Genomic DNA, 16,956 nt, shown 5'->3' on the forward strand with positions numbered 1-16,956 from the left:
TTTTCTCCTTGGTAATTACCTTGAACATAGAATAACATTTTAAATAAATATTGTTAATAGATTTAACCTTTTCAGTAACATGTTACTTAAAAAGTAAACATGTTTACCTTTACACTTAAAAGTGGATATATGTAAATTGGCTTATGACCTTGCTTCGCTCCAAGTCAACGCAAACTTACATATGCCACTTGAAAACTGAAGGAATGGAATTATAAAAAATTGTTCACATGGTAATCTTTTTAAATTTTCACCGTAAATAATAAAAAACTATCACAGAAAACTCTTCTCTGATAGTTTTTTTAAACTTCTATAAACTATTCATTGCCTTATCTAGTAAGTATTCCATTATAATCATCACTCTAGCATAAAAATAATTTGCTGTAATATTTCTATCATCTAACTCTTTATCATCTAATATGGAAAAATGTATTGTAGATTGTTTGGCCATATGACTACTTGGCCTTCCAGTAAAGGTTATAATATCTAAATTATTTTTTGCAGCATAGTCTATAACCTTTGTTACACTTTCTGTTTCACCACTTTTTGATATTCCTATTACTAAGGCTCCTCCTATTTGGTTGTTATCATATACTCCATAGGAATTTGTCTTAATACATTTAAAACCCAAGACTAACATCTTCCTACAAAAAAAATCTACAATTGGAGATGAAAATCCTGTACCTGTAATATAAATTATATCCTGTCTATGTTTTATAAGACTATCAATAAATGAGTCTATAGTATTTTTATCTATTTCATCAATAAAGCTAGTTATATCTGAAGTACGTTTTTGATTTTTCTCATTATTCTTCACTATAAAATTTAATCTATAAATCATATCTACATATCCAGTATATCCTAACTTTTTTGATAACTTTATTATAGTAGTTGCAGAAGTATAGTTAATTTGTGCAATCTCTCTTACTCCTTTATCTAAAACATCATCGATATTTTTTAATATATATTCAAGCACTTGCCTTTCTGTTTCTGTTAACTTATAATTATCAGCAATTTTGTAAATATCAAATTTCATAAGATACCTCCGATTTTAAATAACTATTAATATAGTATCATATTTATTTTTGTTTTTAATCATAAATATTTAATTAATTATTAAATATTTTTAAAGCTGCTACTATTTCTGTACCGCCTAAAAAATCTGAGTTTACAATAGTTAATATTATTATTTTATAGTTCCTTGATTTAATTCCTTATAATTAAATTTTTAAATATACAAGTTATACCTATATGAATAATAAATACTATATAAAGCTATATTTTTATAATATTTTTTAATTATATTGTGGGAAACTAATATAGACAATTTATTTTTAGGAGGTAATTACAATGGATAATAACAAAAATAGAAGAAAAGATCGTCCTAAATCAAATGCAGAACTTAGAAAAATGTATTCAGAATCCGGCGCTGAAATTGGGATTGAAAATGGTCAAAAGAAAGGTGCCCATTCTAATGGCAAAAAGTTTACTAAAAGGTCAAAATTATCTCATAATAAGTAATATTTAAAAACCATATAAAAATAACCTTACTAAATATTAGTAGGGTTATTTTTCAGCTTGTTATTGGGTAAAATAACATTAATATTTAACTTTTTAAATAAGGAGATATTTTTTATGTATTTTTTTTATGGTCAAGAAACACTCACTGCAGTTGAATGGATTCTTCGTGCAGTTATTGCCTTTTTCTTTTTACTAGTTGTTGCAAGAATCTTAGGTCAGCGTACTATATCGCAGTTAAGACTTCTTGATTTTGTTATTGCTTTAGTAATTGGAAACATTATTGCTCATCCATTATCTGATGAAGAACTTGGATTAGAGGGATCCATGATTACAACAATTGTATTAGTAATTCTTTATCTTATTTCACTACTTGGAATCCTTAGGTTTCCATCCTTAAGGAAACTCCTCAACAGCTCACCAGTCACAGTTGTTAAAAATGGAGAAATTCTAAATAAAGGATTAAATAAAGCAAGAATATCTATTGATGTATTATTAGAGGAACTAAGAGAGGAAAAAGTAGAAGATGTAAAAAAAGTAGCATTAGCAATTTGGGAAGCTGATGGAAAACTTTCTGTTTTCTTAGATCCAAAATATGAACCTATTACGCCTTTTCATTACCAAATGAAAACAGAATCATTTAATTTACCTGTAACAGTTATTAAAGAAGGCAAAATTCTTTATAATAATTTAGAAGAAACTAATAAGGATGAAAGTTGGATTATTTCCAATTTAAAAACTTCATATCAAACTGATGTAAAAAACGTTATTCTTGCTACTATTGATAGTAAAAATAACCTAAAAGTTTTTTTATATAAATAAGCTTTTCACTACTTAAAAACTCTACTTTAACTAATTTAGTAGAGTTTTTAAATATTACAATAAAGTATTTTTTAGCAATTATCTAAGCAAAGATTTTATTTTAAGTTTTGCAAACTTCTTTTTACCTATCTTTATTACATCATCATATGATAAATTTATGTCTAAGCTATTTATTTTTTCTCCATTAATTTGAACTCCACCTTGCTCTACAAGTCTTGCAAATTCTTTTTTACTTGATACATATTTCTCACTTACTAAATTTGAAACAATATCCCTCAACTTATTACTTTCTACAGTTAAATTAGGTACATCATCTGGAATTTCCTTTTTAGTAAAAGCTGAATTATAGAATTCTATTGCTGTTTTAACTTTTTCTTCACAATGGTATAAGCTTGTTATTATTTGTGCAAGTTCTAATTTAATATTTCTGGGATTTTCACCACTATCTAGTTTGTTTTTTATTTGTTCTATTAAATCTGGATGTTCATCTGTAGCTAATTCAAAGTATTTTATAATTAAATTATCTGGAACCTCCATCACTTTTTTAAACATTACATTTGCAGGTTCATTTACCCCAATGTAGTTGCCTAAACTTTTGCTCATTTTTTCAATTCCGTCTAAGCCTTCTAAAATAGGCATAAACATTGCAACTTGTTGCTCTTCTCCCATTGTCTTTTGAAGTGTTCTTCCCATTAAAATATTAAAGGTTTGATCAGTACCTCCAAGCTCAATATCAGCCTCTAGAGCAATTGAATCGTAAGCTTGCATTAAAGGATAAAAGAATTCATGAACTCCTATTGGTACATTGTTTTTATATCTATTTCGAAAATCATCTCTTTCTAACATACGAGCTACAGTAGTAGTTGCTGCTAATTTTAATACATCATTAAAATTTAATTTTGAAAGCCATTCACTATTAAAACGAACTTCCGTCTTACTTTCATCTAAAACTTTAAAAATTTGAGTTTTATAAGTTTCTGCATTTTTTAATACTTCTTCATCCGTTAATGCTTTTCTTCCCTTTGCCTTTCCTGTTGGATCTCCAATTTTTCCTGTAAAGTCTCCAATAACAATTACTGCTTTATGGCCTAAATCTTGCATTTGTTTAATTTTACGTAAAACTACAGCATGACCAAGATGTATATCTGGTGCACTTGGATCAAGCCCTAACTTGATAATTAATGGTTTATTATTTTTTGCAGCTTTTTCTAGTTTTTTTCTAAGCTCTTCTTCATTAACTATTGTATCTGCTCCCTTTTTAATAATTTTCATTTGCTCATCAATTGTTTTTTTCATTTTTTAACACTCCTCTTATATTATTTAAAATATAAGCAAGTTCTATAAGAATAACTTTACGAAAGGCTATTTGATAAAACTATTTGAACTACTAGTGGACATACTCAAAATTTTATACTTTTCTAGAAATAAAAAAACTCCCACCCCTTATATCAAAAGGACGAGAGATAAAACTTCGTGTTACCACCTTAAGTTCATAGACAATTCACATTGCCTACCTTTTCAAGTACTCCAGAAAATATCTAGGTAATACTCTAGCACTATAACGTGTGCAAGGAATACGTCACAGCCTACTAAATGCTTCGCAGAATGAAAAATGTAAAATGCAGAATGTAGAATTAATGAAAAAACTCTGATAGAGTTTTCAAAATTAAATTTTAATAAATTAATATAACTATCATTCTAAATTATATTTTCCTTATGCTAAAACTTCATTTGGTGTGAAGCTCAAAGATGTATTCATAATTAGCTTATCTTGCACCTCTCATCAACCGGTTACTTTCTGTAAGTTTTACTAACTACTACTTGTTCTTATCACAGCTTTTCATAATCTTATACTCCGAAATATAATAACTTATAAATCTTCGTTATGCTTATTATTAATATGGATTATAAATCTTATTTTTTATATTGTCAATATTTTTGTAATTTTCAATTAACTAATAATTAATTTTAAGATTTATAGTCCTATCTTTTTTCTTAATATCTAATGCTTTATTATGAGCAACAAAAAAACCTTTGCTTTCAAAAAGCTTTTCTTTCTCTCCAATATATAACTGTCTTCTCATAAATATAAACTTTCTATAATCCTTACCTAAAAAATCATCTATATTACTTTTATGAATTGAATCCTCATATGAAATAACTCCATCATAAGGAAGTATTTCATAAGGCACGTATTTATCAAACCATATTTTTTTATATTTACTCCAATAAGCTATATCCACCACTTCTTTCTTTTCATCATATTTTAACTCTTCTATAAATAAATTATCATTTATCCAAGTATCTTTAATATTACTCTTAATATCAATATTTAAAGCTTCGCTAAAGTTTGCTGATTCTATAACTATCTTAGCCTTATTAAATTTGTCTATAGCTAAGTCCTTTAAAACAAAGTTTTCAACTATTCTAATACCATTATTTATAGCTTCCTTTTCATCATATGCAACTACACCCATTCTTTCGATATTTCTACCCTCTATATCAGGCCTAATATATATACCTTCATTAAAGAAGTTTCCATCATTTTTTTGAATAGCCTCAATTTTTTCTTCATCATCAGAAACTACTGAATAATCTAAATTTATAGCAAGTGGACTAACTCTTAAATTATTTACTATAAAACTTACTCCATCTATTTGAATTTCATTATTTTCTGGCCTTATATTCTTAATTTTAACTATCTTAGATGAATCTATATCTACAGTTACCTCCTTAGCTTCGCCTTTTTCTGTAATTTCTAAAGTAAAATCTTTTTTATTTTCCCCTATTTTAAAGGTCCATACACTTAATGTATCTTCATTTTTATCTTTTTCACTAAATGCACTTGAACCTGATGCAAAATCCCCATCTAAAATTCTTATGTCAGATTTATGTTTAGCAGAATCATATTCTTCATTAGGTTCATCTGTCGGTAAAAAGCTATCCGTATAAGCAATGCTTCCTCTCATAAAAACAGAAAGATACTTATTGTCATAAACAACTGCTTCTATGGTTATTTTTTTACCGTTGCTAAATTCTATTGATTTATTAACCTCTTGAAGTTCCCCTCTATTATTAAGTTTTTTCACATAACTATTATAAGAAAAATAATCATCATATCCCATTAGCTTTTTTATCATTGCAGAAACTGTACTTAAATTAAAAATGAATATAAATGCTATAAATATTAAAGCTATTTTTATATATTTGTTGTTTAAATTTATTTTCTTTTTATTTTCTCTTTTTGTATTATTTAATGCTTTTCTCATTAAATTTTCAAATTCTGGTGGAGCTTTTAAAGCCTTTTCTTCTAGATTATTTAATTCTTTATCTAAATCAATCATTTATATCACCACCTATAATTTTTCTTATTTTATTAATACCTTTATTTATTCTAGATTTTACTGTTCCTAATGGTATTTTCATAATTTCAGAAATTTCTTCATAAGTATAATCTAAATAATATCTAAGCCTAATAGCTTCTTTTTGATTATCATTTAAATATTCTATAAGAGATTTTAGATAAATTTTATTTTCTGATTCATTAAAAGTATCTTCTTTTGGCATATTTTCTAAATTAGCATCTTCATATTTCTTTCTCTTAGATAGCTCCTTTTTACATAAATTAACAAGTATTGTTTTGCTCCAACTATAAAATGAATCAAGCTTTTTAAGCTTTGGAATTTCTTTATATAAAACTACTATCATTTCCTGTAATATATCTAAAGCATCTTGTTCATTTTTCATATATACAAATGCTAATTTATAGTAGTTATCTTTTTCACTCATGATTAGTTTTAAAAGAGCTTCTTTATCACCATTTATAGCCTTCTTAACTTCTAGCTCCAAGCTTCTTCCCCCCAAACCTTGTCTCCTTAACTATTAACTATATATAAGAGTTTTATAGCTGGTAAAAAGTTCCCTAAAAATTTATTATTCTAAGGATTTTATATAATCAAAGGGTCTATATATTACACTATCATCACCTAAATAAAGCTTGCCACTTTTAACTCCTCCAATTGGATATGGCAATTTATTATATGCATTTATTATTTCTCCTCTACCTTTGTATAAAACTACATGACCTGGTGTATATATTAAGTCTCCTGGCTGCAAATCTTCTTCACTTACCTCATATCCCTGTAATATATCTTCTTGTTCAAAAGTTGAATAGCCAATTTCAACTCCCGTTACTTCCCTATAAGTCCAATAAGTTAATCCTGAACAATCAAAGGCTTGATTTCCTATATATGTTTCTTTTTTCAATGGGTAGTACTTATCTCCATAATAACCTATAAGTTCATCTAACCTTTCTTCAGTCATAATTTCACCTTTTCCGCCCCATACATATTCTAAACCTATTTTTTCTTCTGCTAATTTAATAACTTCATTTACTATTACCTTTTCTTCTTCTGTCATATTTATTCCCTCGTTTTCATATTTATCTTTTTCATTAAAATTAATAAATATTAAAATTCCAACTACTATTAAAATTATTAAAGCTAATATAAAAGCTATATTACTATTGACTACCTTCTTTCTCATCACAAATCCCACCCCATATAATTACAATATATATTAATTTTAACTTACAACCAAATTTTTTCATAATTACTTTTTGGTTACAAAATAGTTTACTCCAATAAAAAACTATATCCAATTGAAAATTATAACTTCAATTGGATATAGCTTTTTAATATATATCTTCTTCTTAGATATTCATAAATTTTAAACTTTACTTTATTAATCCTTTTCTGTATGCTGTAAGTAACATTTTTAAGTCTCTTATTTGACTTTTTAATTCCATACCAACATCCGTATCTTTAACTCTTTTTCTTTCTAATCTCTTTTCTACTATCATTGTTGTAGAAAGAATATCTCTTTCTTTAACTATAGCTTCTTCTGTGGAATCAAATGGTTCGTGAGCAACTAATTGAAACCCATAAGAATTATATATTAATGTATATCCTGCAATTCCAGTATGGCTTCTATAAGCTTTAGCAAATCCGCCATCTATTACCATCAATTTACCATTAGCTTTTATAGGACTTTCTCCACTTTTATTTTTAACTGGAACATGTCCATTAATTATCCTTCCTTCAATATGATCAACCTCAAATTCTCTAAGGATTTTCTTACATACTTCCTCATCATCTCTCCATTTATAATATGGATTCTTATGTTCTTTATGTGTAGATTTGTCATCTATAAAATATCTTTCAAAAGTAGTCATTTTTTCTTTACCAAAAAGTGATGAATTTGCCCCAGTCCAAAGATACCACATTATATCCATTCCATAGTCTCTTTCTCTTGTATCCCTTTTACTAAAATATCCTTCTCTCACTAAAGATTCAAATTTTTCTAAAAGCGCTTTACCACTATATTCTTTTCCTTGTATATTCATACTTGAAAAATTTTTATTAGAATCTAGAGGAATACATCCATGAAATAATAAGCTGTCGTTATACTTTAAATAAATATTTCCTTTTTCAAATAAAAACAAAATATGTCTTTGTAGTTTTTCACTATTAACAAAAGAGGATTCTAATTTTTCAATTAATATTTCTTCTTCTTTTGTAAGTTTATATGGATTGTTTTTATCTATAGTTGGAAAGGTCTTGTCATTAAGCTCATATATATTGTTATTTATTTTAATAGTTCCTTTTTCATAGTCTATATAATTCAAAAGCAGCCTATGTTCCATTTCAAACTCTTTATTTCTCTTAATTATATCGTTTTCAAGTTTGAATTGTATTATAGTTATTGCTTTATGCATTTTAGAAATCAAATCAATTTCAGAGTTGCTATATATATTTTTATCAGTTACTTTTGGAATAAAATTTTTGCATAAATCATCTTTATAGTATTTCAGTGCAAATGTTGCTAATGGTAACATATTAATTCCATAGATATCCTCAATTATATCTAAATTAGAATATCTTGCTGAAATTCTTAAGACATTTGCTATACATACCTTTGATCCAGCTGCAGCTCCCATCCAAAGCATATCATGATTTCCCCATTGTATGTCGACTGAATGATAATTAATTAATGTATCTAGTATTATATCTGGTCTCGGTCCTCTATCATATATATCTCCCAATATATGAAGCCTATCAATAACTAATCTTTGTATAAGTTTAGATAAAGCGATAATAAATTCATTTGCTCTATCTATGTCAATAATTGTAGTAATTATTTTATCATAATATTTCTGCTTATCTACTTCACTGCTTTGCTCATGTAGTAACTCCTCTATAACGTAAGCAAAATCCTTTGGCAAAGCCTTTCTAACTTTAGACCTTGTGTATTTTGATGAAACAAATCTACATAACTCAATCAATCTATATAAAGTTATTTTATACCAATCGTTAATATTTTTTTCTTCCTTTAAGACTATCTCTAATTTTTGTTCTGGATAATATACTAAAGTTGCTAAACTTTTCTTCTCACTTTCCATTAATGAATTTCCAAATATATCTTCAATCTTCCTTTTAACCATTCCAGATCCATTTTTTAAAACGTGTATAAAAGGCTCATATTCTCCATGTATATCGCTTAGAAAATGTTCTGTTCCTTTTGGTAAGTTTAAAATTGCTTCTAAGTTAATAATTTCTGTAGATGCTTCTGCAATACTTTGATATTGTTTAGCTAATAATCTTAAATAATCTTGTCTTGAAATATCTTGTATTAGTATATTTTCATCATCAATGTTATTATATTTATCCATACTAATATTCTCCCCCATAAATTTAAAGATATAATTCTCCCTTTAATACTATAGCTGCTTCACCACTTAATTTTACTCTATCATCTTCTAACAATTCTAATGAAATTTCTCCACCTCTATCTGAAGCTTGATATGCAATAATTTTTGTTTTATTTAATTTATTACTCCAATAATTAGCTAATAAGGTATGAACCGAGCCTGTCACTGGATCCTCATTTATACCTGCCCATGGATTAAAGTACCTTGAAATAAAATCATATTTCTCATCTCCTATGCAAGTAACAGCTATCCCCTTTACATTAGTTCCAAAATTTAATGATTTTAATATCTCAAAGTTTGGTTTTAAATTTATTACCTCTTCTTTATCTTTTAACTCTATAACAAGTTTTCTTGTTTCTTTACCTACTATAGCTTTTGAATAATTTATTATGCCCATAGCCTTTAATACATCTTTTGTTAAATGAAAATTTAAAGGCTTATCTATTGGAAAGTCTAAACTTATTTTTTCATTTTCCTTTTTAGCAGTAAGTATTCCACTTTGAGTTCTGTATTTTATCTCTTGTTCTTTTACATTAAATTCATCAAATAAAATTTTCGATGTTGCTATAGTTGCATGACCACATAAATCTACCTCTACTTTTGGAGTAAACCACCTTAAAGAAAATAAATTACACTCACTTATATTAGAGTTTTCTAATGGTTTTACAAATGCTGTTTCTGATAAATTCATTTCCTGGGCAATATTTTTCATTAACTCATCATCTATGTCTTTTTCTAAAATACAAACAGCTGCTGGATTCCCTTTAAAAACTTTACTTGTAAAAGCGTCTACTTGATATATATTAATCTTCACTTTTCCCTCCTATAGTTTCATGACAATATTTACTTATTTTATTCTTATAATTTTAGCATCTACTTGAACAGGGTAACTTTCTCTTATTGGTCCTGTAATTATCACTTCTACTTTATCTCCTACTTTAATATCTGATAATTTTAACCTTTCATTTGCCTCTTCTTTTATAATTTTCGTTCTTTGGGTTATATAAATACTTGCCTTATCAAATTCTGTATCTTCTTCAATATTTCCTTCTACTAAAATATTACCCTTTTCATTTTCTTCATTTATTACTGTTACTACTCCTCTTATAGCTACTTTATCATTTTTGTGGTTTGCTATAATCCATAAACTAAGCATACAAATACCTAATACTATTATTCCTATATAGATTTTCTTAAACTTCACATTCTTTTTCTCCTTAAAACTAATTTCTAACTATTGTAATTTTACTATTTTTAGATATATAAATATACATTAATTTAAATTTATTTTTTAATTTAAGATTTCTTTAAGGTTAGGTTTATATAATTACTTCATAAAGATCATTCAATAGGAGGTAATAGTATGGCAATAAAATCATTTCAAAGATTTGAAAAAAAATTTATATTAAATGAGAAACAATATAACAAACTTATTCCAATTTTAAAAAACTATATGAATCCAGATAAATATTGTAAAGATGGGAAAAACTATGATATTTATAATATATATTATGACACACTTGACTGTCACATAATTCGAAATTCAATCAACAAACCCTATTATAAAGAAAAACTTAGATTAAGGAGCTATAATGTACCTAATAGTAAGGATGATAGAGTTTTTTTAGAGTTAAAGAAAAAAATTAATGGTATAGTAAATAAACGTAGAGCTACTTTAACTTTGAATGAGGCTTATAGGTTCTTAGAATTAAGGGAAAAACCTGCTACTTCTGATTACATTAATAATCAAGTTCTTAATGAAATAGAATACCACTTAACTAATAATGAAGTTAACCCAACTGTATATATAGGCTATAGCAGAAAAGCCTTCTTTGGAAAAGATAATAGTGATTTTAGAATAACATTTGATTCTAATATAATTACTAGACGTGATAACTTAGCTCTTGAACTTGGTAGCTTTGGTGAAAATTTACTAAAAGAAAATCATTATCTTATGGAGGTAAAAATACTTGGAGCAATACCTGTTTGGTTTACAAAAGTTCTTTCTGAATTATCAATATATAACACTCACTTTTCGAAATATGGAAATGAATATATGAAATATTGCTTAAATGCAAATTATTCTAATAGGAGGGACAACGCATGTTAGAAACTATCATTTCATCAACTACTGGAGAATCATTTACTCTAGTAAACGCACTATTAATTATTATATCTTCAATTATTCTTGGACTAGTTATAAGTCTTGCCTATATGAAGACACATAAAAGAGAGGGATATGCCCCAGGTTTTACAGTAACACTTATAATGCTACCCGTAATAATTGCTATTATCATACTTTTAGTAGGAAATAATGTTGCAAGAGCATTTAGCTTAGCAGGTGCATTTTCAATTATACGTTTTAGAAGTGCACCTGGTGATCCAAAAGATATAACTTATGTATTTTTCACCTTAGCTGTTGGTTTAACCTGTGGGATGGGTTATGTGGGATATGCCTTTATATTTACTTTAATACTCTGCGCCTTAGTAGTTATCCTAGATATGACAAGATTTGCTATGCCTAGAACAAAAACTTCTAAACTTAAAATTACAATTCCTGAAGATTTAAATTATGATGGAATATTTGATGACATACTAAATAAATATACAAACTCATGGAATATTGAAACTATAAAAACTAGAGATTTTGGCTCACTATTTGAAATTCACTATATTATTCATATGAAACTTGATGTTGATCAAAAGAAATTTATAGATGAATTAAGATGCAAAAATGGTAATTTAAATATTTCACTAAATTTTGCTGGTTTTGAAGAAAAAGTTTATAATTAAGTCATTGTATAAAAGCGAAAATAAATAGACTACGTGAAATGATCCTAATCTATTTATCTCCGCTTTCTTATATTTAATTACTTTAAGTTGCTAATAAACAATTTCTCATAAACCACATTAATTAATCTATCTCCACTATTATCTATTATTAAAAACATTTATGATTAACAAGTTAATGAAGGAAATTATAAAAATTAAAATTTATTTAAATATATCATAAACTTTATCATTCTTTATATACTGTAAATCTATTGCCATGTTTGATTTAGGACATCTTAAATAACTAACCTCTTCATTTTCAAGCTTTATATATGAATAGCAATATTCTCCATCATAACTTTTAAACTCTTCCTCTAAAATTAAAGTTTTAAGCTCGTCATTAGATTTTTCATATTTAGTCCGTATCAAAGTATTATTTTCAACGTTATAAACATACATATTTTCACTACTAGATGGATGTAATCTTATTATATTCCCATTCTTACTAACAGAAACAACACATACATTATCACCTTGAGTAGATCCGCACCCTATAGCTTTAACATCAATACCCCTAATAATTTTCTCTTCATTTAAATCATAAATAAAAAGTCCAAAGTTTCCGTGAATAACTATTCTATCATTTGAGGCATAATTAATAGTTGCCATATCTACACCAATCCATGTCCCTAAATCTACCTTAGCTTCTGTAGGAGTAATAGTCTTAATCATTTCATTTCTCTTTGATATAACCTCTTTATGACTATTGTTATTATAACTTATATTTCCACACCCCGATATGATTGTTGGTAATAAGGCTATTAACCATATAAACTTAAACATTCTTTTTAATATCATAATCTCTCCTATTATTCTATATTAATATCTTTGAATATATCTTCTCTTAAATTTATACCATCATTTCTAATTACTTCTGAATTTTTATTATCTATATTAATAACTTGAAACAATTCAAAAATATAACATATAAAATTTAAAATGTTTCTTATTATTGTTTGTTATTTATTTTTCAAATAACTTCTCATAAACCACATTAATTAATTCTTCTTCACTTACATTATCCATACTTGATATTTCTACCATTTTATTTTGAGATATTATTGTATATCGATGTCCATGTTCATTCATATAAACATTTATATCTTTTGGTAAACTGGTTTTCTTTTCTATATATTCTACCCCTATTTTATTTACAAATTTTATCCTCTTATTAAAATTATACTCAACTACCCATTTATATTTACTTTCAAAAATTTCATAACTTAAGTAATTTTTTTCTCCTTCATCTCCATAATACAAATAAGCAGCTACTGGTGTTTTCTCTGCTCTAAAATATAATGAATCTTCCTTACTAACATCATTAAAATCTTCAATTTTTAAATTATCTACTTTATTTAACATTTTATCGCTATAATTATAGTCTTTAATAAATACATCTCTAAAAATCATATTAGTAATAGTAAAAAATATTGCTAATGTTAATACTAGATAAGCTCCTTGAATTATTATTTTTTTATTTTTAATATTCTTATTCTTAATAAAATTAATTATATAATTTGATGCAAGTACTAAAAAAACTAAAATAATAACTATTTTTAAAATACTAACATCAGATTCTATAGCAAAGGAGAGCCAAGCTATAAATAAAACAATAGACATTAAACAATAAATAATTCTTCTTACTAATGATATTTTCTTTAAATTATAACTTACTTTTTTTCCATTATTTATAGATATTTTCCCCTTAATATTAAATATTAAAAATGTAATTAATCCCATTATTTCATGAAGTGAAAAAATAATAACAAATATAAATGTTCCTAAACCTAATGGATTCGCTAAAAAGTGTGCACTATAACTTCCAATTGTCGCAATATATTGACCAAGTAAAAGGCATATGATTGTTATCAGATTTAAAAGTACATATTTTAATGATGCTTTCCTAACAGTATTAAACTTTTCCACTTCATCAGTATGAATATCTATTCTTTCTTCATCTAGCTCACTACAATAAACTTGTATTTTATTTCTTTCACAAACAAATTCCCAACCAGCCTCTTTGCAATATTCCCTATATTCTAGAGCTTTATCAGTATCTTTTCCATCCATAAAGGATATGCTGTCTAATACATCTACTGAATATCTTAACTTTTTAGGAGTATCTTTTCTAAATTTTAAATAATATCCTTTTATATTTTCTAATATCCAACCCCTTAATGCCATCTTTTCTAAATAATCTTCTAAGCTTTTATGCTCATATGGTAAAAAGTTAAATACAACCCATTTTTTATTTCTAAATATCATCATAAATTCCTCCAAAAAAAGATTTTCCATCTTTAATTAACATTATTAATCTCTCATATTCATCTTTAAGTATTTCTAGGCCTTTTTCAGTAATTATATAACTTCTTTTTCTTCCAACAACTTCTGTCTCCCTAATCATTCCTTCTTTTTCAAATCTACCAAGAAGGGCATATAATGTTCCCGGTCCTACATTAACTCTTCCCTTAGATAATTCTTCAACTGATGCCATTATATCTACTCCACATCTTTCTTCTATTAAAGATATTAATATATAGTACATTGGTTCAGTTAAATTCTGAAATTGTTCTCTTGGCATCCTTTGCCACCTCCAAACATCGATATTCGATATTAAATTTATAAAATAATTACCATATATTACAATATAATTCTATTATCGAATATCAATATTGTCAATATATCTTATTACATAATATATATCATATGTTTATTATTAGTAATTTGATAATTATTTGCATAATATTTTTTAATTTATTATAAGCATAAAAAAACAAAACATAGTATATACAAATAATTTATAAATTATTTGTATATACTACTTGTCAATAAAATATTCTATTAAGGTCTTTTAGGCATTTCTCCTCCTGGGAATTCTCCTTGACCAAGTATCCCAGCACCAGGGCCTCCAAATCCTCCAGTTACTTGACCTATGTTAGTTACTACTCCTGATACTGTAAAACTTTCTAATTCCGTACCATCTGAATAACTTCCTTCTGAATATATACCATCATTTACTGACCCTGTTGATGTTCCTCCAGTATAAACCTTGTAAGTTTCTCCAATTTTAATATTTGCTGAAGATATTACTACTGATTGAACATTCTTGCTTGAAACAAAGGTTACTACTTCATTTCCACTTGAATCTTCAACTCGGACTAGTGTATTAGCTTGTATTGCTGAGAATATATTAATTGAATTTTGACTTGATGTTTCACTTGGTGATTGAGCCATACCTGAGCTTCCAGATGCAATTAATAATCCACCTGTAATTTGGAATTCTCCATCATAATCTAATGACCCATTACCATTGTCTTCCGGACCATTTACTATAACTGTTCCATCTTTCATATATATTGATCCATTTGCATCAAGACCATCTCCACTTGCATCTACAACAATTTTTCCACCATTAATATTTATTGTTCCCTTTCCTGCTGAAGCAAAATTATTTTGTCCTGGTCTTCCATTTATTGAAGATCCATCATTTCCGCCTGAAGCATTTACTCCATCATCACTTGCAGTAACTTTTATATTTCCATCATTTATATTTATTGTTTCTGCTTCTATACCTTCATATGATTTTACTATAATAATATCTCCCTTATTTACATCTATTGTTGAGTCTGCATGAATTCCATCGTCACCTGATATTATATTAATAGTTCCACCATTAATTTCAACTTTATCATTTGAATGTATTGAATCATCAGCTGAATTTATATTGATATTTCCTCCATCAATTTTAACATTAACTGCTGCTTTTATGGCCTTTGTACTAGTTGTATCTATTTCTTCATCTTGCTCTACTGCTGCTCCCTGAGTTTTTCCAAAGCCTCTAAAATCGCTATGAACTTTAGATGTGTTTTCATTTCCACCGCCTGAATTTATTGTTATATCTCCACCTGTTATTGTTGCAACTGTTTCTGCTTGTATTCCATCTTCACCTGATGTTATATTAATTGTTCCTCCTTCAATTAATACATAACCCTTTTCTGTATCTTCATCATTATTAGACTTCATACCATCTCCCTGTGAATTAATAATTATATTACCACTTGAAATAGTAATTGAATCTCTTCCTCTAATACCATCTGCTACTGAATCAATTGATATAGTTCCATCTGCTATTTCTAAATCATCTTTGCTTGTTATTCCATTATTATATTTAGCATTTACTTTAAGAGATCCTGTTCCACTAATAAACAAATCACTTTTACTAAAAATTGCTGCATTCGGTTCATCTGTTGAGATATCTTCAAATATATAATTTTCACCATCCGTAACTTCATTGCTAGTTCCATCTTCTAATATTACATAAGTATTTTTAGAATTTGCTACATATATCCCGGAACTAGTTGAGTTAGTTATATTAACTCCATTTAATATAAGTTGTACATTGTCTTCATCTCCAGCATTAACTTCTATTTGTCCATCTCTTAATGTTCCTGATATACTGTATGTTCCTGATGAATTTATAGTAACCTTATTTTTTTCAACTACTACTCCTTCTCCATCTACAACAATTGTATCTCCTAATGTTATTGTTGTGTCCACTTCAACTTTGCTAGCTACTGAAGTTTTATTTGAATTTGCTTCTTTATTTGAACATCCTGTAGCTACTATAAATAAAGATGCCATTGCTAACATTGCTATAACTTTTTTACTCATAAATCTTCCTCCTAAAATTTCAATTAAATAATCATTTGATATTAATAAGATAACATCATTACCTTAAATTAATCTTAAAACATATACCTCCTTAAAACCTAAAGTAATAAAATAAAAAAAGAATCTATATAATTCACTCCTATGAACTATATAAACTCTTTAATATTTTAGTAGAAATTCATTCTTTGAATGAATTTCTACATTAATTACTTAACTTTTAACTTTTCTCTTTTAACTAAAATCCTATCTCTTACCAGCATCAAATGGTTCTCCAGAAGCCTTTGGTGCTTGAGATGATTTAGAGAATAATACTAATGCTATTAAAGTAACAATATATGGGAATATCT

16 protein-coding genes and 1 pseudogene are annotated in these 16,956 nt (G+C 26.8%); 4 read left to right on the forward strand and 13 right to left on the reverse strand.

The genetic code is table 11. The features are described from left to right. Positions 1-307: 307 nt before the first annotated feature. Complete coding sequence (locus ABDZ60_RS13255) at positions 308-1,033, reverse strand: MurR/RpiR family transcriptional regulator (protein WP_016207334.1); 726 nt, start codon at positions 1,031-1,033, stop codon at positions 308-310. Positions 1,034-1,347: 314 nt separating this feature from the next. On the opposite strand from ABDZ60_RS13255, the gene ABDZ60_RS13260 reads away from it, so the two are divergent. Together ABDZ60_RS13260 and ABDZ60_RS13265 are read left to right on the forward strand one after the other, a co-directional pair. Continuing rightward, positions 1,348-1,518 carry a hypothetical protein gene (locus ABDZ60_RS13260; protein WP_016207335.1) on the forward strand — a complete coding sequence of 57 codons (171 nt, stop codon included), beginning with the start codon at positions 1,348-1,350 and terminating at the stop codon, positions 1,516-1,518. A gap of 114 nt (positions 1,519-1,632) precedes the next feature. After that, a complete protein-coding gene (locus tag ABDZ60_RS13265; protein WP_047001991.1) occupies positions 1,633-2,337 on the forward strand; it encodes a DUF421 domain-containing protein in 705 nt (234 codons plus the stop codon). 78 nt (positions 2,338-2,415) lie between these two features. Here ABDZ60_RS13265 and tyrS read toward each other — a convergent pair whose 3' ends face one another. The 7 genes from tyrS to ABDZ60_RS13300 all read right to left on the reverse strand — a co-directional run bounded on the left by tyrS (position 2,416) and on the right by ABDZ60_RS13300 (position 10,310). Further along, the gene (tyrS, locus tag ABDZ60_RS13270; RefSeq protein WP_047001992.1) at positions 2,416-3,633 is read right to left on the reverse strand and encodes a tyrosine--tRNA ligase; all 1,218 of its coding nucleotides are present in this window, start codon (positions 3,631-3,633) and stop codon (positions 2,416-2,418) included. Between the two features lie 659 nt (positions 3,634-4,292). Next, positions 4,293-5,681: a DUF4179 domain-containing protein gene (locus tag ABDZ60_RS13275; RefSeq protein WP_343778700.1), complete on the reverse strand. Its 1,389-nt coding sequence runs from the start codon at positions 5,679-5,681 to the stop codon at positions 4,293-4,295. Further along, entirely contained in the window at positions 5,674-6,186 is a 513-nt protein-coding gene (locus ABDZ60_RS13280; RefSeq protein ID WP_016207341.1) for an RNA polymerase sigma factor, read from the reverse strand. Before ABDZ60_RS13280 ends, ABDZ60_RS13275 begins: the two co-directional genes overlap by 8 nt. A gap of 84 nt (positions 6,187-6,270) precedes the next feature. Beyond that, on the reverse strand, positions 6,271-6,882 hold the full coding sequence (locus ABDZ60_RS13285) for a C40 family peptidase (protein WP_047001994.1): 612 nt from the start codon (positions 6,880-6,882) through the stop codon (positions 6,271-6,273). 190 nt (positions 6,883-7,072) lie between these two features. Further along, entirely contained in the window at positions 7,073-9,067 is a 1,995-nt protein-coding gene (locus tag ABDZ60_RS13290; protein WP_016207343.1) for a fructose-bisphosphatase class III, read from the reverse strand. Positions 9,068-9,089: 22 nt separating this feature from the next. Next, the gene (locus tag ABDZ60_RS13295) at positions 9,090-9,920 is read right to left on the reverse strand and encodes a PhzF family phenazine biosynthesis protein (RefSeq protein WP_343778704.1); all 831 of its coding nucleotides are present in this window, start codon (positions 9,918-9,920) and stop codon (positions 9,090-9,092) included. A gap of 33 nt (positions 9,921-9,953) precedes the next feature. Further along, positions 9,954-10,310: a DUF3221 domain-containing protein gene (locus ABDZ60_RS13300; RefSeq protein ID WP_343778706.1), complete on the reverse strand. Its 357-nt coding sequence runs from the start codon at positions 10,308-10,310 to the stop codon at positions 9,954-9,956. A gap of 159 nt (positions 10,311-10,469) precedes the next feature. On the opposite strand from ABDZ60_RS13300, the gene ABDZ60_RS13305 reads away from it, so the two are divergent. Together ABDZ60_RS13305 and ABDZ60_RS13310 are read left to right on the forward strand one after the other, a co-directional pair. After that, positions 10,470-11,216 (forward strand): polyphosphate polymerase domain-containing protein, encoded by a 747-nt coding sequence (locus ABDZ60_RS13305; protein WP_047001996.1) that lies wholly within the window; start codon positions 10,470-10,472, stop codon positions 11,214-11,216. Beyond that, a complete protein-coding gene (locus ABDZ60_RS13310; RefSeq protein ID WP_016207346.1) occupies positions 11,210-11,899 on the forward strand; it encodes a DUF4956 domain-containing protein in 690 nt (229 codons plus the stop codon). Before ABDZ60_RS13305 ends, ABDZ60_RS13310 begins: the two co-directional genes overlap by 7 nt. A 201-nt stretch (positions 11,900-12,100) precedes the next feature. Here ABDZ60_RS13310 and ABDZ60_RS13315 read toward each other — a convergent pair whose 3' ends face one another. From ABDZ60_RS13315 to ABDZ60_RS13335, 5 genes and pseudogenes are all read right to left on the reverse strand, one after another. Further along, on the reverse strand, positions 12,101-12,736 hold the full coding sequence (locus tag ABDZ60_RS13315; protein ID WP_343778710.1) for a hypothetical protein: 636 nt from the start codon (positions 12,734-12,736) through the stop codon (positions 12,101-12,103). Positions 12,737-12,901: 165 nt separating this feature from the next. Next, positions 12,902-14,206 (reverse strand): DUF2812 domain-containing protein, encoded by a 1,305-nt coding sequence (locus tag ABDZ60_RS13320; protein WP_343778712.1) that lies wholly within the window; start codon positions 14,204-14,206, stop codon positions 12,902-12,904. Beyond that, a complete protein-coding gene (locus tag ABDZ60_RS13325) occupies positions 14,193-14,519 on the reverse strand; it encodes a PadR family transcriptional regulator (protein WP_047001997.1) in 327 nt (108 codons plus the stop codon). Before ABDZ60_RS13325 ends, ABDZ60_RS13320 begins: the two co-directional genes overlap by 14 nt. Positions 14,520-14,779: 260 nt before the next feature. After that, a complete protein-coding gene (locus tag ABDZ60_RS13330; RefSeq protein ID WP_343778714.1) occupies positions 14,780-16,609 on the reverse strand; it encodes a carbohydrate-binding domain-containing protein in 1,830 nt (609 codons plus the stop codon). Between the two features lie 243 nt (positions 16,610-16,852). Beyond that, positions 16,853-16,956: pseudogene (locus ABDZ60_RS13335) on the reverse strand (ABC transporter permease); the annotation flags it as partial.

It is taken from the genome of Clostridium sartagoforme (genome assembly GCF_039521405.1).
GTDB classification, from domain to species: Bacteria; Bacillota; Clostridia; order Clostridiales; family Clostridiaceae; genus Clostridium; species Clostridium sartagoforme.